At 58.0% G+C, this 21,779-nt stretch carries 21 protein-coding genes; 14 read left to right on the top strand and 7 right to left on the bottom strand.

Going from position 1 to position 21,779, the window contains the following annotated elements; translation table 11 throughout:
- Nucleotides 1–98 precede the first annotated feature (98 nt).
- The 5 genes from ACSSVV_RS01280 to ACSSVV_RS01260 all read right to left on the bottom strand — a co-directional run bounded on the left by ACSSVV_RS01280 (nt 99) and on the right by ACSSVV_RS01260 (nt 2,850).
- Entirely contained in the window at nt 99–458 is a 360-nt protein-coding gene (locus ACSSVV_RS01280) for a hypothetical protein (RefSeq protein WP_454105426.1), read from the bottom strand.
- Between the two features lie 20 nt (nt 459–478).
- Complete coding sequence (locus tag ACSSVV_RS01275) at nt 479–706, bottom strand: hypothetical protein (protein WP_454105425.1); 228 nt, start codon at nt 704–706, stop codon at nt 479–481.
- Nucleotides 707–770: 64 nt separating this feature from the next.
- Nucleotides 771–1,382, bottom strand: coding sequence for a hypothetical protein (locus ACSSVV_RS01270; protein ID WP_454105424.1), 612 nt, complete (start codon nt 1,380–1,382; stop codon nt 771–773).
- 129 nt (nt 1,383–1,511) lie between these two features.
- Entirely contained in the window at nt 1,512–2,114 is a 603-nt protein-coding gene (locus ACSSVV_RS01265; protein WP_023010404.1) for a YceI family protein, read from the bottom strand.
- Entirely contained in the window at nt 2,095–2,850 is a 756-nt protein-coding gene (locus ACSSVV_RS01260) for a CDP-alcohol phosphatidyltransferase family protein (RefSeq protein WP_023010403.1), read from the bottom strand. The genes ACSSVV_RS01265 and ACSSVV_RS01260 overlap by 20 nt, the downstream gene beginning before the upstream one ends.
- A 111-nt stretch (nt 2,851–2,961) precedes the next feature.
- Between ACSSVV_RS01260 and ACSSVV_RS01255 the strand changes: the two genes are divergently transcribed.
- From ACSSVV_RS01255 to ACSSVV_RS01240, 4 genes are read left to right on the top strand one after another with little or no spacing between them, the layout of a single operon-like run.
- On the top strand, nt 2,962–3,978 hold the full coding sequence (locus ACSSVV_RS01255) for a zinc-dependent alcohol dehydrogenase (protein ID WP_023010402.1): 1,017 nt from the start codon (nt 2,962–2,964) through the stop codon (nt 3,976–3,978).
- Nucleotides 3,956–4,354 (top strand): 6-pyruvoyl trahydropterin synthase family protein, encoded by a 399-nt coding sequence (locus tag ACSSVV_RS01250; protein WP_023010031.1) that lies wholly within the window; start codon nt 3,956–3,958, stop codon nt 4,352–4,354. Before ACSSVV_RS01255 ends, ACSSVV_RS01250 begins: the two co-directional genes overlap by 23 nt.
- The gene (locus tag ACSSVV_RS01245; RefSeq protein ID WP_454105422.1) at nt 4,341–6,260 is read left to right on the top strand and encodes a glycosyltransferase family 4 protein; all 1,920 of its coding nucleotides are present in this window, start codon (nt 4,341–4,343) and stop codon (nt 6,258–6,260) included. The genes ACSSVV_RS01250 and ACSSVV_RS01245 overlap by 14 nt, the downstream gene beginning before the upstream one ends.
- Nucleotides 6,242–7,213: a lysylphosphatidylglycerol synthase transmembrane domain-containing protein gene (locus ACSSVV_RS01240; protein ID WP_023010033.1), complete on the top strand. Its 972-nt coding sequence runs from the start codon at nt 6,242–6,244 to the stop codon at nt 7,211–7,213. The genes ACSSVV_RS01245 and ACSSVV_RS01240 overlap by 19 nt, the downstream gene beginning before the upstream one ends.
- Here ACSSVV_RS01240 and ACSSVV_RS01235 read toward each other — a convergent pair whose 3' ends face one another.
- Nucleotides 7,214–8,080, bottom strand: a complete 867-nt coding sequence (locus ACSSVV_RS01235) for a RibD family protein (RefSeq protein WP_023010034.1) — start codon at nt 8,078–8,080, stop codon at nt 7,214–7,216.
- A 118-nt stretch (nt 8,081–8,198) separates the two neighbouring features.
- Here ACSSVV_RS01235 and ACSSVV_RS01230 point away from each other — a divergent pair, with 118 nt between their 5' ends.
- Nucleotides 8,199–8,615 (top strand): helix-turn-helix domain-containing protein, encoded by a 417-nt coding sequence (locus ACSSVV_RS01230; protein ID WP_023010035.1) that lies wholly within the window; start codon nt 8,199–8,201, stop codon nt 8,613–8,615.
- Between the two features lie 16 nt (nt 8,616–8,631).
- Here ACSSVV_RS01230 and galU read toward each other — a convergent pair whose 3' ends face one another.
- Complete coding sequence (gene galU / locus ACSSVV_RS01225) at nt 8,632–9,468, bottom strand: UTP--glucose-1-phosphate uridylyltransferase GalU (RefSeq protein WP_011785155.1); 837 nt, start codon at nt 9,466–9,468, stop codon at nt 8,632–8,634.
- Nucleotides 9,469–9,787: 319 nt separating this feature from the next.
- On the opposite strand from galU, the gene ACSSVV_RS01220 reads away from it, so the two are divergent.
- From ACSSVV_RS01220 to prpF, 9 genes are all read left to right on the top strand, one after another.
- Complete coding sequence (locus ACSSVV_RS01220; protein ID WP_454105421.1) at nt 9,788–10,993, top strand: ShlB/FhaC/HecB family hemolysin secretion/activation protein; 1,206 nt, start codon at nt 9,788–9,790, stop codon at nt 10,991–10,993.
- A 120-nt stretch (nt 10,994–11,113) separates the two neighbouring features.
- Nucleotides 11,114–12,652, top strand: coding sequence for a glucan biosynthesis protein G (locus ACSSVV_RS01215; RefSeq protein ID WP_454105419.1), 1,539 nt, complete (start codon nt 11,114–11,116; stop codon nt 12,650–12,652).
- A gap of 14 nt (nt 12,653–12,666) precedes the next feature.
- The gene (locus ACSSVV_RS01210) at nt 12,667–12,924 is read left to right on the top strand and encodes a hypothetical protein (RefSeq protein WP_022991112.1); all 258 of its coding nucleotides are present in this window, start codon (nt 12,667–12,669) and stop codon (nt 12,922–12,924) included.
- On the top strand, nt 12,917–15,022 hold the full coding sequence (mdoH, locus tag ACSSVV_RS01205) for a glucans biosynthesis glucosyltransferase MdoH (protein WP_454105418.1): 2,106 nt from the start codon (nt 12,917–12,919) through the stop codon (nt 15,020–15,022). The genes ACSSVV_RS01210 and mdoH overlap by 8 nt, the downstream gene beginning before the upstream one ends.
- Before the next feature lie 92 nt (nt 15,023–15,114).
- Entirely contained in the window at nt 15,115–15,795 is a 681-nt protein-coding gene (locus tag ACSSVV_RS01200; RefSeq protein WP_022991114.1) for a GntR family transcriptional regulator, read from the top strand.
- 17 nt (nt 15,796–15,812) lie between these two features.
- Complete coding sequence (prpB, locus tag ACSSVV_RS01195; RefSeq protein WP_011785149.1) at nt 15,813–16,700, top strand: methylisocitrate lyase; 888 nt, start codon at nt 15,813–15,815, stop codon at nt 16,698–16,700.
- 47 nt (nt 16,701–16,747) lie between these two features.
- Nucleotides 16,748–17,881, top strand: coding sequence for a bifunctional 2-methylcitrate synthase/citrate synthase (gene prpC / locus ACSSVV_RS01190; protein WP_014421292.1), 1,134 nt, complete (start codon nt 16,748–16,750; stop codon nt 17,879–17,881).
- Nucleotides 17,882–17,889: 8 nt separating this feature from the next.
- Entirely contained in the window at nt 17,890–20,514 is a 2,625-nt protein-coding gene (acnD, locus tag ACSSVV_RS01185; RefSeq protein ID WP_023010043.1) for a Fe/S-dependent 2-methylisocitrate dehydratase AcnD, read from the top strand.
- A 73-nt stretch (nt 20,515–20,587) separates the two neighbouring features.
- Nucleotides 20,588–21,766 (top strand): 2-methylaconitate cis-trans isomerase PrpF, encoded by a 1,179-nt coding sequence (prpF, locus tag ACSSVV_RS01180; protein WP_113880188.1) that lies wholly within the window; start codon nt 20,588–20,590, stop codon nt 21,764–21,766.
- The last annotated feature ends 13 nt before the right edge of the window (nt 21,767–21,779 follow it).

The following is a 21,779-nucleotide window of genomic DNA, read 5'->3' as shown; positions in this document are numbered from 1 at the left end:
AGAAATCAGAGGGCTCAATCTATAGTTTGCGAACTAAAAAAGATAGCAGCGAAAACCGAGGGAGTGGCTCATCCCTGAGCCTTTGCAACAACGATCGATCAGTTGTTGAGTGTGGTGTAGACAAGATTGGACAGACTGGTCTGGCTGGAGTTCGGCACTTCAATGTACTGATCGCCAGAGCCCCAGAACTGCCACCACGCACGCTGATTGTAGGTGCGGCTGGCGAAGTCCACACGCAGGCCGTTCAGGGTGGTGTTGTTCACCACGGGGACAGCGGTGTTGCCGGTCTGGGTATTGATCACGTCGCCATGGTTGGCGCCCTCGCTCATCAGCACCGGGTAGTGGTTGTAATACAACCCGGACGGGCCGTTCTGTCCGCTGACTTTACCGGCCAGGCTGATGCTGTTGGGGCTGACGGCCAGGTTGGCCAGTTCCGTGCTACCACCGGCACCGGCCATGTCCAGTACTGCCAGGATTTTCAGCGGTTGCAGGCCCAGTCGATACGGGCTTCGGCCCGGTTCAGCCAGTATTCCCGCCAGTTATCTTCGCCGGCCTGCTGGACTTCCTGGAAGTTGGCCGGTGGGTTGGACAGATCATCCATCATGAAGCCGTGAACCAGGATCACATTGTGGCCGGCCAACTGCGCACTTGCGCCAGTGGCAAACAGGCCGCCAGCCAGCGCAGTCGCAAGGGCGGTTTTCGTCAAGCATCCTCTTCTTTTCATTGTCATTGGTTGCTCCGTTTCTTTCCGATTTATTGTTGTGGTGTTATCAGAACTTGTCCGCCAGTTGCCGCAGCAGGGCAGCACGTTGTTCTGATTCGGGATTCATCGCCGGCTGGTCTCGGAGGCCGTCCAGATCCGGCGGTGAAAATTCATAGCCTTCCTCGGGGCCGAAGGCGTAATCGGTCCGGTCGCCCGGGGTGGCGGACAGAGACTGGCCGAACACCTGACGACCATTCAGGGACGCCACCACCAGAATCGGCTCACCCTGGCTGAAGCGGAATTTGTCCAGCGTCACCACAAAGCGGCCATCACCCTCGAGCGGGAGCACGACCGGGTGGTAGCGGTTGCCCTGGTAAGCCTCTGCCTGAGCTTTGGTCAGCGGCACCGAATAATCCGGGTACCGAATAGTCTGTTGGTATTCCTCTGCAACACTTGCCAGCATGAAGCCCAGCGCATTTTCAGAGGGTGGCTCGGGAACAGGCCCGGCAGGTGTGGCCGGAGCTACGGTATCCTGGTTAGCAACCATTTGGGGCGCGGAAGAGTTGGTGTCTTGCAGCGGGCCCCGGAAGCTGCCCTCGTTCTCGGCAGAGAGCAGCCACACGGTGCCGGCCACACCGGCGGTGATGGCCAGGGTTAGGCTTAATGCCCGGTACGGCATTGTCAGACCCCGTTATTGTTGTTGATGGTTGGGTTAACTTTTAACCATAGGGTCGGATTGTTCTAAACGGCAAAAATTTAGGCCGAAATTGCGGAGGTTTTGTGTCGTTTTGAGAGGCGGTTCTCAAAGTCAGAACCAGCCACTGTCTTTGATGGCCTCAAAGCCGAAGCGCAACCGCACTTCGTCTCCCACCAGCCCGTTTTCCAGGCCGTAGGTCATGCCCCAATCGCTGCGGTTGATGACAGCCTCCGCGCTTATGCCCAGGGTGTAGTCTTCATGGCCGATGGGATACTCCGCGGCCTTGTTCAGGGTGACATTCACATCGACCGGTCGGGTCTGCCCCAGCAAGGTCAGGTCGCCGGTCACTACGCCAGTATTGTCACCGGTTTTTTTAAAGTCACTCACCACAAAGGTAATCTCCGGGTATTTGCTGGCGTCCAGAAAATCGGGCTTGCGGAGGTGGTCGTCCCGTTTATCGTGGTTGGTAAAGACACTGCTGGCTTTGAAAACCAGCTTCCCGGAATTCAGTTCTCCGGTTTCTTCGTTGTATTCAAACTGGCCTTCAATATCCCGGAACATGCCCATCACCGGGGCATAACCGATATGCATGATTTCGAAGCTCATGGAAAAGTGCTCTTCGTCCACTTCGAACTTAGCCGGCTCTGCAGACACACTGGTAGCGGTGGCCAGCAGGATTGAGGTTGTCAGAGCTTCAGGAAATGACAGTTTCATGATTTTGTCTCCTTTGGTAGAGCCAGCGCACGTCCAGATAAAAGGACCAGGCAAGCAACGCCAGAGCGAGCCCGAGCGTCAGGCTGGCGAACAATGCAGGGGTAATGGGCACAACGGCGACCATCAGTGTGACCACCTGCCAGACACAGATGGTCTTCCGTCGGAAGCTGTCTGGCAGCGGGTTATTCAGCCAGGGCAGCGGCCAACTGGCCAATATGAACAGATAGCGCATCAGGCCCAGGGCAAGTACCCAGCTACCGGCTTTCTCCAGAGCCAGTGTGGCAACGCACAGCCCGAGGATAAAGAGCGCGTCCAGCTCCATATCGAAACGGGCACCGAAGGCGCTATGGCTTCCTGTTGCCCGGGCGATTTTGCCGTCGACACCGTCCAACAACAGAGCGATCAGGCTGATAACCGCATAACTCCAGAGCGCGGGTGAGGCTGCTGAAGAGGAGTGGTCACCGAGGAACGGAGCCCAGCCAACCAGTGCCAGCACCAAAACCGAGCGCAGCAGCGTGGCGCGGTTGGCCCAGCCGAAGTCGGCTCTCCAACGCCAGTGCCGGAGGACAAGGACACTTTGCCCGAGATAGAACGCAAAGGTGATTAACCAGAAGCCGGTTGGCAGATCAAAGGCTTTGGCCAGAAAAAACGAAACGCCAGCCAGGCCCAGCATTCCCAGGATCAGATCACTGATGGGGCTGAAACTTCCTTTCATTGAGGTGCTGGTGGAATCCATACGCCATTGCGTCCGTATAGCCTGTGAGTGGCGTTAGCAAGCTCCCATTCTATGACTATAGTTTGGAGAGACTGCTTTTGCGTACGCGGCCATTCATCAAATGGACTATTCATGGACGTTGAGAACAACACTGCCTTTTGGATTACCGGGTATCAGGAGGCCAGGTTAGGGCCAGTGCCCGAGCCGACATTTCCCGCTTCTGAAACACCGTATGTGATCGTTCGTTCCCGCTATTCCGGCATCAGCCGGGGGACGGAATCCCTCGTCTACAACAACCAGGTTCCTGAAAACGAATACCAGAGAATGCGGGCACCGTTTCAGGAAGGCGAATTTCCGTTTCCGGTGAAATACGGCTATGCCAGTGTAGGAGAGGTTGTGGACGGGCCGGAAGCCCTGCTGGGGCAGAACGTATTCTGCCTCTATCCTCACCAGCAGCGATACGCGGTGCCCGCATCCGCGGTTCTGCCTTTGCCAGCCAAGGTTCCAGCCGAGCGAGCAGTGCTGGCGGCCAACATGGAGACCGCCATCAACGGCGTCTGGGACGGGCAGCCTGCGGTTGGTGACCGGATTGCGGTGATTGGTCTTGGCGTGGTGGGCTTGTTGGTGGCCTGGCTGGTCAATCGCATTCCCGGCGTGGAATTGATCGGAGTTGATACCAATGAAGGGCGAAGATCGGTGGCTCAAGCCCTTGGAGTACGTTTCACTACCGAGCCGGACATCCAGAACTGTGACCTGGTATTTCATGCCTCAGGGCACCCCTCTGGGTTGGCCAAAGCCCTGGCGCTGGCGGGGCCGGATGCCCGTGTGGTTGAACTGAGCTGGTATGGCGACACGCCTGTTTCCGTGCCGCTGGGCCACGCGTTTCACCCGAACCGGCTGACTCTGAAATCAAGCCAGGTGGGGCAGCTATCGCCGGAGCGGAGGCCGCGCTGGAACCATCGCCGCCGCATGGAGCTGGCGCTTTCCCTGCTGTCAGAGCCGGTTCTGGATGCGCTGATCAGTGGAGAGTCGAGCTTTGACCAGCTTCCGCAAGTCGCCAGAGATATCCTGATGCCGGGCGCCGATGCGCTTTGCCACCGAATCGTTTACTTACCAGGGAGAGACTATGTTCAGCCTGACCGTTCGTGATCACATGATGATCGCCCACAGCTTTAACGGTGAGATTTTCGGGCCTGCCCAGGGCGTTCACGGGGCAACCTATGTGGTGGATGTTACTTTCGAGCGCCACGTACTCGACAACAACGACCTGATTGTCGACATCGGGCAGGCTTCGGCGTTGCTCAAGGACGTGTTGTCGGAATTCAACATGAAGAACCTGGATGATATTCCCCAGTTTGCGGGACGAAACACCACCACAGAGTTCATGGCCAAGGTTGTGTTCGACCGCATGGCAGCGGCCATTCACGCCGGGCGTCTGGGTGAGGACGGTAAAGGCGTGGTCAGCTTGAAAGTGACCCTCAGCGAGTCGCACATCGCGTGGGCCAGCTACCATGCCGGCATCTGAACTCTGGTTCGTGGTGCCGGGAGACCCCGGCCAGAACACCGGCGGTTACCGTTATGTTCGGCGCCTGGTCGAGGCGTTGGTCAAGGCGGGCATTCCGGTAAAGCTGGCCGGGCTGGAGGGAGCGTTTCCCAAACCGGATGACTTTGCCAGGCAGTCGCTGGATCGGTTCCTTGCGGGTTTGCCAGACGGAACCCGGGTCGTGCTGGATGGCCTGGCGATGGGCGGCCTGCCTGAGGTTTTACAGCGACACCAGAGCCGGTTGAACCTGATTGCGCTGGTGCATCACCCGCTGGCGGATGAGAACGGCCTGAGTGAGCAGGAGCAAGCCTGGTTCAAGCACTCGGAAACGACGGCATTGGCCTGTGTTGGCGCCGTATTCACCACCAGCTATTACACGGCGGAACGGCTGCAGGCATTCGGAGTGACGCCGGCGCGGGTGACCACCGCCTTGCCCGCTGTCGACGACGCATTTTTTCAGCAGTCGCCCCGGATTGGCCGGCGTGATGCCACCAGGGCGATTCACCTGTTGTGTGTCGGTCATCTGTCGCCACGAAAAGCGCAGCATCAGTTGATTCAGGCGCTTGCTCAACTCACACATCTGGACTGGCGCTTGAGGCTGGTTGGCAGTGCCGGGCGAGCCACGGATTATGCCTCGGGGGTTCGTGCCCTGGTCCGTGAATCCGGGCTGGAAAGCCGCGTTGAGTTTGCTGGCGAGTTGGGAGAAGCAGATGTGCTGAAGGCTTATCAGCAAGCCGATCTGTTTGTGTTTCCCTCGCTTTACGAGGGCTATGGCATGGTAATCGATGAGGCCCTCGCAGCCGGTCTGCCGGTGTTGAGTTCCGACGGTGGCGCGCTGGCTTTGACTGGCGCCAAACCAGGGGTTGAGTTGTATGAAGCGGGCAATGTAGCGGCTCTGGCCACCAGATTGACCCGGCTGATTGCCGAACCGGATGACGTTGAAGCACTGGTCGCCGGCGCCATGCAGTCCCGGTGCGAGATCCGTCGCTGGTCTGAAACCGCGCAAGATTTCCTTGCCGGGCTGGAAAAGGGCAGGCCGCGTAATCCGGTTCAATTTGCCGCGGATTGGCTGGAAGCAAGGGAGCCCGCCGATCACCAGGCCCGTGATGATGGGCTGACGGCCCGACTCGCCGAATGGCTTACCGAACGATATGACTGTCGGGCGTCGGGTAGTAAACCGGGGGCGCCCCTTCACCTTGTGGATCTCGGTACCGGTCGGGGCTCCAATCCCGTCTACCTTAGCCCGAAACTACCGGTACCCCAGCGTTGGACTCTGGTTGAGCCGGACCAAACCCTGGCCGGGATCGCCCTTCAGCGGGTTGAAAAGCTGGATGCACCGGCTGTGCTGGAAACAATGGTCTTGACGAAAGATAACCTCAGTACGGCGTTGCCCGCAGACGCCGACCTGGTGACGTCTTCGGCCTTGGTCGACCTGGTTTCCGAACCCTGGTTGAGCGCCTTGTCTGCAGCGGTGGCCAAACGTCAGGCGGCATTGTTGGTCGTCATCACTTACAGCGGCTATTTTACCCTGGAACCTGCACATCCCTTCGATGACGAACTGCGCGCTCTGGTCAATGCCCATCAACATCGGGAGAAGGGCAGTGGCGCTGCGCTCGGCCCGGACGCCACGGCCTGTTTGAGCCGTCTGATGTCTAACAAGGGCTATCACATCCAAACGGCAGATAGTCCCTGGGTATTGACGGGTGAGCAGGCCAGCCTCGCCGCAATGTTGCTTGAGGGCTGGGCGGAGGCTGCCACAGAACAGCAGCCGGAACAGGAGAACGATATCCAATCCTGGCTCGAAACCCGTCGGCAACAGCTGGATACCGGCGCCCTCGTCATTACCGTGAGCCATACGGATCTGCTGGCATGGCCGAAGCAGGTCTGAACCCGGAGAGGCCGGTCCCCGGCTTTGGGCGAGGGGTGTTTCGCTGGTGCGTCACCTTGCTGCTCCTGGGGATTGTTTTTGTTTTCGTCGACATCGATAGGCTAGCCCAGAGGCTGGCGATGGTTCCGCCAACGATCGTCCTTGCGGTATTGGTGGTCTCGCTGATTCAGATCGCACTGTCGGCCTGGCGCTGGCGGTATACCGCGAACCGGCTCGGTGTAGTCATGGGCTTTGGCTTTGCCTTTCGGGAGTATTACCTGGCCGGGTTTCTGAATCAGGTGCTTCCCGGGGGCGTGATGGGGGACGTAAATCGAGCCTGGCGCCACAGCCGTTCGGCGAAGCGTTTGCAGCAATTAGCGATTGTCCATGCGGTTGTGCTGGAGCGCCTGTCAGGCCAGTTGGTGCTGGTACCGGTTGTACTGATTGCGGTGTCCGGGCTTTGGTGGACCGGGCAGTTAAATAGCCAGGTCGGTGACGCAGGCGTATCCCTGAACCTGGGCTATTGGCTGATTCTGCCCGCGTTGGCCGTGCTCGGGGTTTTGCTGGTCTCTATGACGGGGTTCGGGGCCCGGTTCAGGCGTTATGTCCGACGATTAAGCGGGGATGTGCGTCGGGCTTTTCTGGGTTGTCGGAATGCCCTGGTGCAGGTTGGTACCTCGGTTCTGGTTTTCCTGACCTATATGGCGGTGTTCATGTTAATGGCCACGGGCATGGACTTGTTTGCCGACGGCACACCCTGGCTGTTGGTCGTGGCCCTGTGCCCGCTGCTGCTTTTGGCCATGGTTATGCCGGTAACGGTGTCCGGCTGGGGCGTCAGAGAAGGTGTAGCGGCCATTCTATGGCCATTGGTGGGGTTGCCCGCAGAGCAGGGCGTGGCGCTGAGTGTTGGCTATGGTGCTGCGGTGTTTCTGGTGAGCTTGCCGGGCGCGCTGGCGCTGCTTGTCCGCCGGTAATCAGGGTTTGGCGGTGTCGAACGCCAGATCAAAGAGCATGTCGCTACCAAGGTTAACCAGCTGGGCTTTGGGGCGAAGCGCTTCATCCAGCTGGTCAATCTCCGGCAGGGAGAACGCTGGCCGGCCGCTGCCGATGATCATGGGGGCAACCATCACATGTAAGCGGTCCAGTAATCCCGCCTTCAGGAAAGACGAGACGGTAACGCCTCCGCCCTCGATAAAAATCTTGCGAAGTCCAAAATCCTGTAACACCTGCAGGATACGTTCGGGAGAAGCAGGGGTTTCGTTTTCTGCGGAGCCCAGGCAAGGCACTGTTGTAACCCCGGTCGGATCCAGCGTTTTGGGGCCTGGCTGATAATCGCCGGCAATCAGGTGCAGGGTAGGAGCATCGCCGTCGGTGAACAGGTGGTGGCTGGCAGGCACCCGCTGCCGGCGGTCGATCACGACGCGCACCGGGTTGCGGCCAGAGGTTCGGCGCACGGTCAGGCGCGGATTGTCGGTGCTGGCCGTTCCGGCACCGACCACCACGGCGTCACACAGGGCGCGGATTCGGTGCAGGTGGGTGATGCCGTCGTCACCGTTGATAAACCGGGAGCAGCCGGTGACCGTGGCGATCCGTCCATCCAGGCTCTGGCCAAGCTGGCCGATCACCCGGCTGTTATTGGTGACGGGCTGGCACAAGGGCAGGAACAACGATAGCAGGTTCCTCGCCTGTTCGGATGCCGGCTGAACGAGTTCCCAGCTTTTGCCGTTGATCTTCACCGCGGGTTGATCAGAACCGGGCACGGGCAGGGTGATATTGCTCCGGTTGATCGCGCTGAGTACCAGATCCCAGGCGTTATCGGTGTCCAGTGCGTCATTTGCCATGTGGTACCTGCTCGTTCGTTGTTCGTTTCAGTATAGGCAGATTGTGTCCAAAGCTATATGTACGATACATTTCCGGTTTGATTCACTTTTTCGGCCAACTTTTCAGGGGCACGGAGCCATGCGGTACCTGCAATCTTTTAACCGTCGTCTGCGTCGTATTCGGGAGCAGGGCCAGTTGTCCCTGGGGGATGTGGCCGAAATGTGTGGCGTGGACGAGGCCCGTGTCCGCAGCTGGGAGGCGACGGACGCACGCCAGAGAGGGTACCCCGGGGTTAGTGAATTGCTGGATTTTTGCCTGAAAACCGAAACACCTCTGGAACGTCTGCTGGATATGGACGATGACGGTGAGGATGGGCAACTGGAACTGCCGGGGCTGGCGTTCAGCAACAGTGATGATCTGTCAGTGGCGCTGAAAGAGCTTGAGCAGGAGATCAATCGAATCCAGCTCAGTGATGACGAAATCGAGCTGTTGCGCCGGTTCCGCAAGGCAAGTGCAGATAACCGGCGCATGGTGTTGCAGCTATTGGGGCGCTAAAGGGCCCGGGTCGCCTCTATTTTCCCTTCTTGTAGATGTTCTCGTACACGAAGTTGGTGGCCTCCACGAAACCGTCGATGCTGCCGCAGTCAAAACGCTGACCTTTAAACTGGTAGGCCAGCACGCAACCATTCTTCGCCTGCTCCAGCAGGGCATCGGTAATCTGAACCTCACCATTCTTACCCGGCGGTGTACGCTCGATAATGTCGAAAATGTCCGGGGTCAGGATGTAGCGCCCGATAATCGCCAGGTTGCTGGGCGCGTCTTCCGGTGCTGGTTTCTCCACCATGTCGGTAATACGGTAAAGGCCATCCTTCATGGATTCACCCGCAATCACACCGTACTTGTGGGTTTCGTCTTCCGGTACTTCTTCAATGGCCACAATGGAGCAGCGGAACTGGTTATACAGTTTGACCATCTGGGTCAGAACGCCGTCACCATCTTCCGGGCCCACGCAGAAGTCATCCGCGAGCACAACCGCGAACGGGTTGTCGCCCACCAGGTTGCGGCCAGTCAGGATGGCGTGGCCCAGTCCCTTCATTTCATTCTGACGGGTGAAGGCAAAAGAGTTGTTGTTGATCAGATCCCGGATAGAGGTAAGCAGGCCTTCCTTGCCGGTACCGGCAATCTGGTGCTCGAGCTCGTAACTGATATCAAAATGATCTTCGATGGCGCGTTTGCCGCGGCCGGTGACAAAGCCGAATTCATGAATGCCGGCATCTGCGGCTTCCTCCACCCCGTACTGCACCAGTGGCTTGTTAACGATCGGCAGAATTTCCTTGGGCATGGCCTTGGTGGCCGGAAGGAAACGGGTGCCGTATCCGGCAACCGGGAAGAGGCACTTTTTGATCATGATTGTTCGTCCTTAATCAGGTGGTTTACTGCTTTGTTTACCCACAAAGCGTGCCAAGTGTAACCAAGTTGTATGCCGAGTTGGAGGGTTTCATTTCCGAGTGTTGATTTCTGGTAATTCTGTCGACTGGTTCCGATCTGTCCGGGGTGACTGAAATGCCTAGAAAATTGTTTCACTCCCCCTTTTAACTACATGATTTTAAGTAACATTAAATTTGTAAATTTATGATGATAATGGTGGCCTGAGAGCGGCCTATCTTTTAAAGTTGCACCGAATTAATGGGTTTACATGAAATTGACATTGCTTCGGGTTTTCCAGAGTGCCGCCATCGATCTTCAAACTGCCTGTTCGTCACTTCTCATTGTCTGCACTGTTTTTGTGCGCGACAGCGAGCTGGTGTCTGCCAGCCTACGGTTCAGAGACGGCGCTTGATGGTGATACCCCGGAAACCAGCCGGCAGGCGTTGCTTCCCGAGAACAGTCTGAAGCTGACCCGTGAACATTGGCTGCGCTCCAAAATGAAGTTTTCCGGGCGCACCAACCGGGACACCGATCATCGGGATGGGGCGCTGAACGTGGGCCTGAATGGTCTTTTCTGGGCGAATCATCGTGCCGGCGTCCGCTACAGTGACGCCAAGACCTATCGGGTGGGCAATGAGCGCCGAGTACTCGGCTTCAGTTATGGCCTTCCGGTAGGGCGTAACCATCTGGATATTGAACTCCGGAATACCGCTTATGAAGAGGTGTCCAGGGCAGACGGTTCCCGTTTTCAGAAAGAAGGACGCACCCGGGATCTCACTATCACCGGCAGGCGGGCCCTGTTCTCTACGTTCGGCTATCAGTTCCTCGGCCGTGCCGGATACTCTTCCGTAAACCAGTACTGGACCCGAAGAACGGATGAAGTGCATCGTTCCAGTTACCAGTTATCGACTGTGGGGTTTGAGGCTAACGGACATCACAATCTGTACGGTGGTTTTGACCTGAGCAGCGGACTGCGCGCGGTCACGGGTATTGAGGCCGAGATAGAGCGTGCGACCGATTCGGAACAGGGGCGGCGTGAAGAGCAGTTTGGGCGCATGGTTCTCAGTGCATCGCTTGACCGAGAGTTACTGGCCTGGCAATGGGGGCTGGACGGGGAATACCAGTTGGCGTCTGCCGATATTCCGGGTTCTCAGCACCTGAGGGTTGCCGGATCGGGGCTGGTGGCGGGTTTCAACGGCCAGTCACTTAGCGTAGCCGAAGGTGGGTGGCTGCGCCTGGGTAGCCGTAGCCCGGAATTCGATATTCCGTTCTTTCCCAGGCTGTCGTCCAGTGTCCGCCTTTCTGTTCTGCGCGGCTGGATTCCCGATGAGTCATTTCAGCAGCATCAGGCGGGGCATGTGACGTCGGGAGAGCTCTCATGGGGGCTATCTGCGCGGCAGTTCAGCGCCGATGTCAGCCTGGGGCGGGTGCTGAACACAACCACAGATGCCATAGCCGTACCTGATCAACCGGATGTCCGCTTTACCATGAGCTTGCAGATCTGAAGCAACTCTGCCTCACGTCGTTTCATTTGATTTCGATTCGCTTACGAACTTGTCACTTGTAGCAGCCCTCGGGCGCGGTGCTACATTGAATGGACAAACCGTGAACCGAGGAAGGAAACGATGCACGCAGGGAAAGTAGGTCTGGTGGTTCTGGGATTGTTCTTGTTTGCTCCCCTTTATGCCCAGGCGTTCCAGTTTCAGGATGTTGTGGAAAAAGCGAAATCGAAGGCGAGTGCGGCGTACGAGCCGGTCCCTGGAATTCCCGACTTCATGGCAGGCCTGAGCTACGACGAATACCAGTCTATCCGCTTTGATCCTTCAAAAAGCCTCTGGCGAGAAGGGGATTCCCGTTTCCAGGTAATGCTCATTCCCGCTGGTAAATTTTACACCCGTCCAGTAAGCATCCACGTAGTGGACAGCGAGGGCATCCATCCGCTGTCGTTCGATAAGAGTCTGTTCAATGTCGACGACGAGGCGCTCAGAAAACGGGTGCCGGCCGATCTAGGCTATGCCGGACTCAAGTTGACGTTCCCTTTTGATGGTCCCGACGTAGCCAATCAGTTCCTGGTGTTCGCGGGCGCAAGCTATTTTCGCGGCGTCAGTAAGGAAACCTCTTTCGGGCTATCTGCGCGGGGTATCGCTGTAGACACGGGTTTGCCGACCGGTGAGGAGTTTCCTGATTTCACGGAGTTCTGGTTGGAGCGCCCCGCTCCCGACAGCGACCATGTTCGTGTCTACGCATTGTTGGATGGTCCAAGCCTGACCGGGGCCTATGAGTTCACGGTCTACCCCGGGGAGCAGACCCGGGTAGATGTGAAAGCCCGCCTGTTTATGCGGGAAGACATCGAGTTGCTGGGGCTCGCACCACTCACTTCGATGTTCTATTACGGGGAACATACTCCCAGGCCGCTTGGTGAGTGGCGCCCCCAGGTGCACGATTCGGACGGATTGTTAATCCATGATGATGCAACCGGCGAATGGCTATGGCGCCCGCTGATGAACCCGGATCGACTTGCCGCAAGTTTCCACAGTGTCCGTCGTGTTGGCGGCTTTGGTCTGATTCAGCGTGATCGGGAGTTTCGTCACTACGAAGATCTGGAGGCCCGATATGAGCGCAGGCCCAGCGCCTGGGTGAGCGCCGAGGGGGACTGGGGGAAAGGAAATGTGGTTCTGGTGGAGATACCTACGGACGACGAAACCAATGACAACATAGTCGCTTTCTGGAGTCCGGGAGGTGAAGTGTCCGCAGGCACGTCGCGGGATCTGAACTACTCGATTCAGTTCGGCGGTCCCGGCGTGGCGCCACATCCCGGCGGCAAGGTGGTAAACACCTTCGTCGGCGCAGGGGATCGTATAGGCGGCGGTGATCAGGCGGGTGCCTATCGGATTCTGGTGGATTTTGCCGGCGGTCCCTTGTCGGAGCTCAACGCGGAGTCTCCCGTAGTCAGCAAAGTGACCGGGGGCGAGGGTGTTGAGGTGCTTGAACACTTTGTGGAGTGGGTAGCGCCAGAGAATCATTGGCGATTGTCGATCCTGGCCAAGCCCGCGCCGGATCAGATTCTTCAGCTGCGGGGTTTTCTGATGGTGGATGATGAGGTCGCCACGGAGACGTGGAGCTACTCCCTGCCGCCGGGGACAGGCCTGCGGGCAGAACCCTGATCCTGGAGGATCGTATGGACGCGCAAACCTCTTACCAGTTGCTGGGAAAGCTGTTGGTGTACCTTGAATTGAGTGGCGCCAGTAACGACCGTAAAACGTTCAATGGCGCACTGGCCTTACTCGCGGACGGCGTTGCCGGAAACGAACACAGCGTTCGGTTTGAGGACCTTTTGGCCCGCATTCCTGACTACTTTGAGTTGGATGAGCCAAGTCTTCCGCCGGTAGCACCGCCGATTCGCCGCAGCAGTATCGGGTATTTCACCGATGACTGAGTCAGCGACTGTGTCCCGCCCCTGGCACCTGCAGGCGACGATCCGACGCCTGGTGCTGACTGCTTTTGTGGCTGGCCAGACGGGGCTGGCATCCTGGTTTCTGCTCCAGGTGCTGCCTTATCACGGCGGCAATGTGGTGGAGTGGCTGATCGTTGCTGTTTTCGCGGTACTTTACCTTTGGATTGCCTTTGGCTTCTGGATCGCGGTATACGGTTTCCTGCTGCGCTTGCTGGGCGGAGATCGGGCATCGTTACTGAAGCGCCATACTCAGAATGAGCTGGCGGCAACGCCGCTGTCGAAAACCGCAATTGTCATGCCGTTGTATCACGAGCCGGTAAGCTGGACGCTGAAGGGGCTCAAAGCCATTTACCTCGATCTGGCGCGATCAGGCCGCCTGGATGATTTTGATTTTTATATTCTCTCAGACAGTCAGGATCCTGATGTCTGGCTGCAAGAACAGCAGGTCTGGTTGAAACTGGTGGAAGAGCTCGGCGCTCAGGGTCGGCTCTTCTATCGCCGGCGTCGGGTTAATCTCAACTACAAAAGCGGCAACGTGGCTGATTTCTTGAGGCGCTGGGGAAGTCAGTATCAGTATATGGTCGTTCTGGATGCCGATAGCCTCCTCGCCGGTGACACTATTCGGACCATGGTGCAGGTGATGAACCGGGAACCGCAGGTTGGTATCCTTCAGACTGCTCCTACCATTATTAACGCTCGCTCCGCGTTTGCTCGTATCCAACAGTTTGCCAATCGGCTTTACTCGCCGCTTTTCGCCACGGGCCTGGCTGCCATCCAGATGGGGGATGCTGCATTCTGGGGCCACAACGCTGTGATACGCGTTGCTCCATTTATGGCGCATTGTGGTTTGCCAAAGCTCAAAGGCGCTGGTATCTGGCAAGGGCCGATCATGAGCCATGATTTCGTAGAGGCGGCGTTTCTGGGGAGAGCAGGGTATGAAGTCTGGCTGGAACCGGCTTTGGGGGCCAGTTATGAAGAATCTCCGCCCACGCTTGATGACGAACTTGCCCGAGATCAGCGCTGGTCGAAAGGGAATCTGCAGCACGCAGCGCTGATGCTATTCTCGCCTCGATTGCGCCTGGCACATCGTTTTGCTTTTTTGAATGGCATCATGGCGTACGCGTCGTCCCCGTTGTGGTTGTTGTTCCTGGTCCTGACAACGATTGCTGCTGTGCAACTGACCATCGCGCCTATCGATTATTTTCCGGACGGGCGTGAGAGCCCCTTTCCTTTATGGCCAGAATGGCGGCCGACATGGGCCATCACCCTGGTCGTCAGCACCATGGCGCTATTGTTTTTGCCGAAGTTTCTGGCCATTGTTGACGTCGTCGTCCATCGGGCTCTGAGTGGATTTGGCGGCTTTTTCAGGTTGTTGTCCAGCGTGTTGCTCGAAATCGTCGTCTCAGTGTTGCTTGCCCCCATCCGGATGCTTGCCCACAGTCATTCCGTCGTTTCGGCCCTGTTAAACGTTCGGCTGAGTTGGGCAGGCCAGAATCGTACCGAGGAGACCGGTTGGCGAGAGGCTGCTATGCGACATCTGCCCGGACTTATCATCGGTAGCGCCTGGTCGGCCTTTGCCTGGACCCTGGACCCGATGTTCTTTTTATGGTCATTACCCGTGTCTGTCCCTCTGGCACTGGCAGCGCCAACAACGGTTTGGCTGAGCCGGTCAAGCAGCGGTGAGTCCCTGAGTTGCAGGGGCTTATTGTTAACACCTGAGGAGCGAACCCGTATGCCGTTGCTTGATGATGCAAGGGGCTTTCGAGAGGAAGCAGAGAGTGAGGTTGCTCTCACGCCGGTTGAGCAGGCGGTACTGATCCCTGCGGTCAATCGGCTGCACCGCCACCTTGCCGGGCGTGGCGCCAAGGGCCTGAAGAAAGAAGTCATTGAGGGAGAGCTCGATGCCTGCGTCAGCCGAGGCTACCGGGGAATCGAAAAGGGCCGGCTTTCGCTTTTGCTGGAAGACCCGCAGGCACTGACAGCCCTGCATCGGCGAGCCTGGAGTGCGCCTTCGGACTCATTCTGGGGGCAACGCGTTCGCAATCTCGTGCTGCACGCGCAAGGTTTGCAGGATCTGTAAACAATCATACTTAAGCCTAACTCACAATTGTTGACAATCAGAGAAGTCAGGCGTAGTTTCACGCTAAATAACCTCTGGATTGTTAACAAAGCATGATTCAGGCACAGTTGCAAACCCAAACCCGCGCCGATGAGGCCTTTGATTGTCTGCAAACGGCGATTGTGAAGGGTGATCTGGCGCCGGGCGAAAAGATCGGCGAAGTCGAGCTCTGTTCCCGCTTTAACCTTACCCGAGGCCCGCTGCGTGAAGCGTTGGGCCGCCTTGAATCCCGTGGATTACTGGTCAGGCGCCCTCACGCTGGTGTGAAGGTGGTGTCCGTTAGTGCCGCAGAGCTTCTTGAGTTGTACCGAATTCGTGAAGTCATGGAGGGGCTGGCAGCCCGTCAGGCGGCCGAACGCATGCCCGATGAAGAAATCCGTGATCTCCTGGCCACGCTCGATAGTCATGAAAAAATGATTGAGGAAGCCCAGGGCCAGGCCTACTACCAGGCCGAGGGTGACTACGACTTCCACCACCGGATTGCCACCGGCAGTCGCAATACCAAGCTGGCCCAGATGCTTCTGGGTGATCTTTACTACATGGTGCGGATGTACCGTTACCGGTTAAGCACCTCGGCCGGGCGCCCCCATCTGGCGCTGGGTGAACACCGCCGTATCGTCGAGGCCATTGCCCAGCGCGATGGCGAACTCGCCGAATTCCTGATGAAACGACACATTAATGCCGCACGCCAGAACATCGAGAAGAAAATCGAAGAAGGCGTTCTCACCATCTGATAAGAGAGGAAAAACCCATGGCTAACAAACTCTCCCCGGGCGCCCGTTTTCGTAAAGCCCTGAAAGAAAACCAGCCACTGCAGATTGTTGGTACCATCAACGCCTACGCGGCCATGATGGCCGAGCGGGTAGGGCACCAGGCCATTTATCTGTCTGGTGGTGGTGTAGCGAACGCCTCCTATGGTTTGCCGGACCTGGGCATGACCACCATGAATGACGTGGTGGAAGATGTGCGCCGGATTACCGCCGCGGTTGATGTTCCGCTGCTGGTCGATATCGATACTGGCTGGGGCGGGGCGTTTAACATTGCCCGTACCATTCGGGAGATGGAGCGTGCCGGCGCCGCTGCCGTACACATTGAAGACCAGGTCGCCCAGAAGCGCTGCGGCCACCGCCCGAACAAGGAAATCGTTTCCAAAGAGGAAATGGTAGACCGTATTAAAGCCGCAGCCGACGCTCGTGAAGACAAAGACTTCTTCATCATGGCCCGTACCGATGCGTTCCAGAAAGAAGGTCTGGACGCGGCCATCGATCGTGCCAAGGCCTGTATCGAAGCCGGTGCCGATGGCATTTTTGCGGAAGCCGTGCACGAACTGAGTGACTACAAAGCCTTTGCCGAGGCGATCGATGCGCCGATTCTGGCCAACATCACCGAATTTGGCGCCACGCCGCTGTACAACCGGAAAGAACTGGCGGATGCCGGCGCGGCGATGGTGCTGTACCCGCTGAGCGCCTTCCGTGCCATGAACAAGGCAGCGTTGACGGTATACCAGAATATTCTGGAAAAAGGTGACCAGAAAGACGTGGTTGACCTGATGCAGACCCGTATGGAGCTGTACGATTTCCTCAACTACCACGATTTCGAGCAGAAGCTGGACCAGCTGTTCGCTCAGAAAAAAGACTGATTGCGTTAAACTGAACAAAATATAAACAGAAAATCTGGGAGACCAACATGGCTGAAGCAAAGAAACTCGGTGGCGCTGGCCTGCGTGGCCAGGTAGCTGGTGAAACCGCCCTGTGCACCGTTGGCAAAACCGGTACCGGCCTGACCTACCGCGGATACGATATTACCGATCTGGCGGATAACGCCCAGTTCGAAGAAGTGGCTTACCTTCTGCTGCGAGGCAAACTGCCGAACCAGGCCGAGCTGGATGCCTACAAAACCAAGCTCAAGAGCCTGCGTAACCTACCGGAAGCGCTGAAGCTGGTGCTGGAGCAGATCCCTAAGGACGCGCATCCGATGGATGTGATGCGTACCGGTTGCTCCATGCTCGGTAACCTGGAAACCGAACAGGATTTCAGCGAGCAGGACGACAAGATCGACCGCATGCTGGCGGTGTTCCCGGCCATCATCACCTACTGGTACCGCTTTGCCCACGAAGGCATTCGCATTGATACCGCCAATACCGAATGCGATTCCATTGGTGGCGTGTTCCTGGAGCTCCTGCATGGCAAGAAGCCCAGCGAGCTGCATGAGCGGGTGATGAACGTCTCCCTGATTCTGTACGCGGAGCACGAGTTCAACGCCTCCACCTTCACGGCACGTGTATGCGCCTCCACGTTGTCTGACATCCACAGCTGCGTGACCGGTGCTATCGGCTCCCTGCGCGGCCCGCTGCACGGCGGCGCCAACGAAGCGGCGATGGAACTGATTCAGAAGTTCAAGACCCCGGAAGAGGCCGAAGCCGGCCTGATGGGCATGCTGGAACGCAAAGAAAAAATCATGGGCTTCGGACACGCCATCTACAGCGAATCCGACCCGCGCAATGCCATTATCAAAAAGTGGTCTGAAAAGCTGGCCAAGGAAGTGGGCGATACCGTGCTGTACCCGGTTTCCGTTCGCTGTGAAGAAGTCATGTGGCGCGAGAAGAAGCTGTTCTGTAACGCCGACTTCTTCCACGCCTCGGCCTATCACTTCATGGGCATTCCGACCGAGTTGTTCACGCCCATCTTCGTGATGTCCCGGGTATCCGGCTGGACCGCCCACGTGAAAGAGCAACGCGCCAACAACCGAATTATCCGCCCGAGCGCTGAGTACACAGGCCCTGAACATCAGGACTGGTTGCCCATCGACAAGCGGAGCTGAGAGAGACTATGAATACCCAATACCGTAAAGCCCTGCCGGGCACGGAACTGAAATACTACGATACGCGCCAGGCGGTAGAAGACATCCAGCCGGGCGCCTATGCCAAGCTGCCTTATACCTCCAAGATTCTGGCGGAGCAGCTGGTGCGCCGTTGCGATGCGGAGTCTCTGACGGATTCCCTCAAGCAGCTGATTGAGCGTCGCCGCGACCTGGATTTCCCCTGGTACCCGGCGCGGGTGGTGTGCCATGACATCCTGGGCCAGACCGCCCTGGTGGACCTGGCCGGCCTGCGTGATGCCATCGCCGAGAAGGGGGGTGATCCCTCCAAGGTCAACCCGGTGGTTCAGACCCAGCTGATTGTTGACCATTCCCTGGCCGTTGAAGCCCCGGGTTTTGACCCGGATGCCTTCGAGAAGAACCGCGCCATCGAAGACCGCCGTAACGAAGATCGTTTTCACTTCATCAACTGGACCCGCACCGCATTCAAGAATGTGGACGTGATTCCGGCCGGTAACGGCATCATGCACCAGATCAATCTGGAGAAGATGTCGCCGGTGATCCAGAACCGCCCGGACGAAGACGGTCACCCGATTGCCTTCCCGGATACCTGCGTGGGCACCGACAGCCATACGCCTCACATTGATGCGTTGGGTGTTATCGCCGTAGGCGTGGGCGGTCTGGAAGCGGAAACTGTGATGCTGGGGCGTCCGTCCATGATGCGTCTGCCCGATATCGTGGGTGTGAAGCTGACTGGCAAGCGCCAGCCTGGCATTACCGCCACCGATATTGTTCTGGCGATTACCGAGTTCCTGCGTAAGGAGCGCGTGGTCGGCGCCTACCTGGAATTCTTCGGCGAAGGTGCGTCCAGTCTGACCATTGGCGACCGCGCCACCATTTCCAACATGACCCCGGAATACGGCGCTACGGCCGCGATGTTCTACATCGACGAGCAGACCGTTGACTACCTGAAGCTGACCGGCCGTGAGCCAGAGCAGGTAGACCTGGTTGAGAAGTACGCCAAAGAAACCGGCCTGTGGGCCAGCGAGATGACCGGGGCTCAGTACGAGCGCGTGCTGGAGTTTGATCTGTCTACCGTGGTCCGTAACGTGGCCGGCCCGTCCAACCCGCACCGCCGTGTCGCCACGTCCGATCTGCACGATCGCGGCATTGCCGTGAATCTGGACAAGGCACTGGAAGAGGAGAAAAAGGGCCTGATGCCGGATGGCGCGGTCATCATCGCTGCCATTACCTCCTGCACCAACACTTCCAACCCCCGCAACGTGGTGGCGGCTGGCCTGCTGGCCAAGAAAGCCAACGAACTGGGGCTGGTGCGCAAACCCTGGGTGAAATCTTCCTTCGCACCGGGTTCCAAAGTGGCCCGCCTGTATCTGGAAGAAGCCGGTTTGTTACCAGAACTGGAGAAACTGGGTTTCGGTATCGTGGCCTATGCCTGCACCACCTGTAACGGCATGTCTGGCGCCCTGGACCCGAAAATCCAGCAGGAGATCATTGATCGGGACCTGTATTCCACCGCCGTTCTCTCCGGTAACCGGAACTTCGATGGCCGGATTCATCCGTACGCGAAACAGGCCTTCCTGGCGTCACCTCCGCTGGTCGTCGCCTATGCCATCGCCGGTACCGTTCGGTTCGATATCGAACAGGACGCCCTGGGCTACGACAAGGATGGCAACCCCGTCACCCTGAAAGACCTGTGGCCGTCTGATGAAGAAATCGACCGCATTGTCGGCGAATACGTGAAGCCGGAGCAGTTCAAGCAGGTGTACATCCCGATGTTCAACCTGGATGAAGCCGAGCAGGCCAAGAGCCCGTTGTACGAGTGGCGCCCGCAGTCCACCTACATCCGTCGGCCGCCATACTGGGAAGGCACCATGGCCGCCGAGCGCGCGCTCAAGGGTATGCGCCCGCTGGCGATCCTGCCGGACAACATCACCACAGACCACCTGTCGCCATCCAACGCCATCATGATGGACTCGGCTGCCGGTGAGTACCTGCACAAGATGGGCCTGCCGGAGGAAGACTTCAACTCCTACGCCACCCACCGTGGTGACCACCTGACTGCCCAGCGAGCGACCCTGGCCAACCCGAAACTGTTCAACGAAATGGTCCGGGACGAAAACGGGGAAGTGGTGCAGGGTTCCCTGGCCCGCGTGGAGCCGGAAGGCAAAACCATGCGTATGTGGGAAGCCATTGAAACCTATATGGAACGCAAGCAGCCGCTGATCATCATTGCCGGTGCAGACTACGGGCAGGGTTCTTCCCGTGACTGGGCGGCCAAGGGTGTTGCCCTTGCAGGTGTAGAGACCATCGTCGCCGAAGGCTTCGAGCGGATTCACCGCACCAACCTGATCGGTATGGGTGTGATGCCGCTGCAGTTCGAAGAAGGCACCACGCGCCACACGCTTCAGCTGGATGGTACCGAGACCTACGACGTGGAAGGCAAGCCCGCCCCCGGCGCCAAGCTGGAACTGGTCATTCACCGCAAGAGTGGTGAAGTGGACCGGGTGCCGGTGATCTGTCGTCTGGATACCGCGGAAGAGGTCACCGTGTACTCTGCCGGTGGCGTACTGCAGCGCTTTGCCCAGGATTTCCTGGCGTCTGAAAGCGCCGCCTGATCGCCATGGCAAGGTCAGGCGGGAGTTGTTCCTGGCTCCCGCCTGAAACATTCATTCAAGTGAGGCTCGCTCAATGAGTTTTGCTCCCCAAGTTCGTATTCCTGCCACCTACATGCGTGGCGGTACCAGTAAAGGCGTCTTCTTCCGCCTGCAAGATCTGCCCGAAGTCTGCCAGGTACCCGGTGAAGCGCGAGACAAGCTTTTGCTGCGCGTAATTGGTAGCCCCGATCCCTACGAAAAGCAGATCGATGGCCTGGGCAATGCCACCTCCAGCACCAGTAAATCGGTAATCCTGGCAGCGCCCACGCAACCGGATCACGACGTCGATTATCTGTTCGGTCAGGTGTCCATCGACAAACCCTTTGTCGACTGGAGCGGTAACTGCGGCAATCTCACCGCCGCCGTAGGCGCATTCGCCATTAACGGCGGCTTTGTGGCCAAAGAGCGCATTCCCGAAAACGGCATCTGCACCGTTCGTATCTGGCAGGCCAACATCCGCAAAACCATCGTGGCCCACGTGCCCATCACCAACGGTGAAGTACAGGAAACCGGTGATTTTGAACTGGATGGCGTAACCTTCCCGGCGGCGGAAGTGCAGATCGAGTTTATGGACCCTGCCGATGGTGAAGGGGCCATGTTCCCCACGGGTAACCTGGTGGATGAGCTGGAAGTGCCGGGTGTCGGCACCCTGAACGCCACCATGATCAATGCCGGTATCCCGACCATTTTCATCAATGCCGAAGATATTGGCTACAAGGGCACCGAGCTGCAGAACGACATCAACAGCGACCCCAAGGCGCTGGCCATGTTCGAAACCATTCGCGCCCATGGCGCGGTGAAAATGGGACTGATCTCGGATATCGCGGAAGCTGCCAGTCGCCAGCACACCCCGAAAGTGGCGTTTGTGGCCAAACCTTCGGATTACGTGTCTTCCAGCGGTAAACAGATCAATGCGGCCGATATCGATGTACTGGTTCGGGCGCTGTCCATGGGCAAGCTGCACCACGCCATGATGGGTACCGCTGCGGTGGCTATTGCAACGGCCTCTGCTATTCCCGGTACGCTGGTTAATCTGGCAGCTGGCGGCGGAGACCGTACCCATGTGACTTTCGGGCATCCGTCTGGAACCCTTCGGGTGGGGGCGGAAGCGAAGGAAGTAAATGGTCAGTGGACTGCCACCAAGGCGATCATGAGCCGCAGTGCGCGGATTATCATGGAAGGTTGGGTGAGGGTACCTGGCGACAGCTTCTGATGGCTCCTATAGT

The organism is Marinobacter sp. MBR-105 (assembly GCF_053628895.1).
The sequence above is the reverse complement of the archived record's forward strand: the minus strand, read 5'-3'. Positions and strand labels throughout refer to the sequence as shown.

Bases quoted from the DNA above. Each gene is read 5' to 3' on its own strand.
- ACSSVV_RS01210 (WP_022991112.1), top strand. From the start codon at position 12,667: ATGGACGCGCAAACCTCTTACCAGTTGCTGGGAAAGCTGTTGGTGTAC.
- ACSSVV_RS01200 (WP_022991114.1), top strand. From the start codon at position 15,115: ATGATTCAGGCACAGTTGCAAACCCAAACCCGCGCCGATGAGGCCTTT.
- mdoH (WP_454105418.1), top strand. From the start codon at position 12,917: ATGACTGAGTCAGCGACTGTGTCCCGCCCCTGGCACCTGCAGGCGACG.
- ACSSVV_RS01270 (WP_454105424.1), bottom strand. From the start codon at position 1,382: ATGCCGTACCGGGCATTAAGCCTAACCCTGGCCATCACCGCCGGTGTG.
- ACSSVV_RS01255 (WP_023010402.1), top strand. From the start codon at position 2,962: ATGGACGTTGAGAACAACACTGCCTTTTGGATTACCGGGTATCAGGAG.
- ACSSVV_RS01260 (WP_023010403.1), bottom strand. From the start codon at position 2,850: ATGGATTCCACCAGCACCTCAATGAAAGGAAGTTTCAGCCCCATCAGT.
- acnD (WP_023010043.1), top strand. From the start codon at position 17,890: ATGAATACCCAATACCGTAAAGCCCTGCCGGGCACGGAACTGAAATAC.
- ACSSVV_RS01250 (WP_023010031.1), top strand. From the start codon at position 3,956: ATGTTCAGCCTGACCGTTCGTGATCACATGATGATCGCCCACAGCTTT.
- ACSSVV_RS01235 (WP_023010034.1), bottom strand. From the start codon at position 8,080: ATGGCAAATGACGCACTGGACACCGATAACGCCTGGGATCTGGTACTC.
- ACSSVV_RS01245 (WP_454105422.1), top strand. From the start codon at position 4,341: ATGCCGGCATCTGAACTCTGGTTCGTGGTGCCGGGAGACCCCGGCCAG.
- prpB (WP_011785149.1), top strand. From the start codon at position 15,813: ATGGCTAACAAACTCTCCCCGGGCGCCCGTTTTCGTAAAGCCCTGAAA.
- ACSSVV_RS01240 (WP_023010033.1), top strand. From the start codon at position 6,242: ATGGCCGAAGCAGGTCTGAACCCGGAGAGGCCGGTCCCCGGCTTTGGG.
- ACSSVV_RS01265 (WP_023010404.1), bottom strand. From the start codon at position 2,114: ATGAAACTGTCATTTCCTGAAGCTCTGACAACCTCAATCCTGCTGGCC.
- galU (WP_011785155.1), bottom strand. From the start codon at position 9,468: ATGATCAAAAAGTGCCTCTTCCCGGTTGCCGGATACGGCACCCGTTTC.
- ACSSVV_RS01280 (WP_454105426.1), bottom strand. From the start codon at position 458: ATGGCCGGTGCCGGTGGTAGCACGGAACTGGCCAACCTGGCCGTCAGC.
- ACSSVV_RS01215 (WP_454105419.1), top strand. From the start codon at position 11,114: ATGCACGCAGGGAAAGTAGGTCTGGTGGTTCTGGGATTGTTCTTGTTT.
- prpF (WP_113880188.1), top strand. From the start codon at position 20,588: ATGAGTTTTGCTCCCCAAGTTCGTATTCCTGCCACCTACATGCGTGGC.
- ACSSVV_RS01230 (WP_023010035.1), top strand. From the start codon at position 8,199: ATGCGGTACCTGCAATCTTTTAACCGTCGTCTGCGTCGTATTCGGGAG.
- prpC (WP_014421292.1), top strand. From the start codon at position 16,748: ATGGCTGAAGCAAAGAAACTCGGTGGCGCTGGCCTGCGTGGCCAGGTA.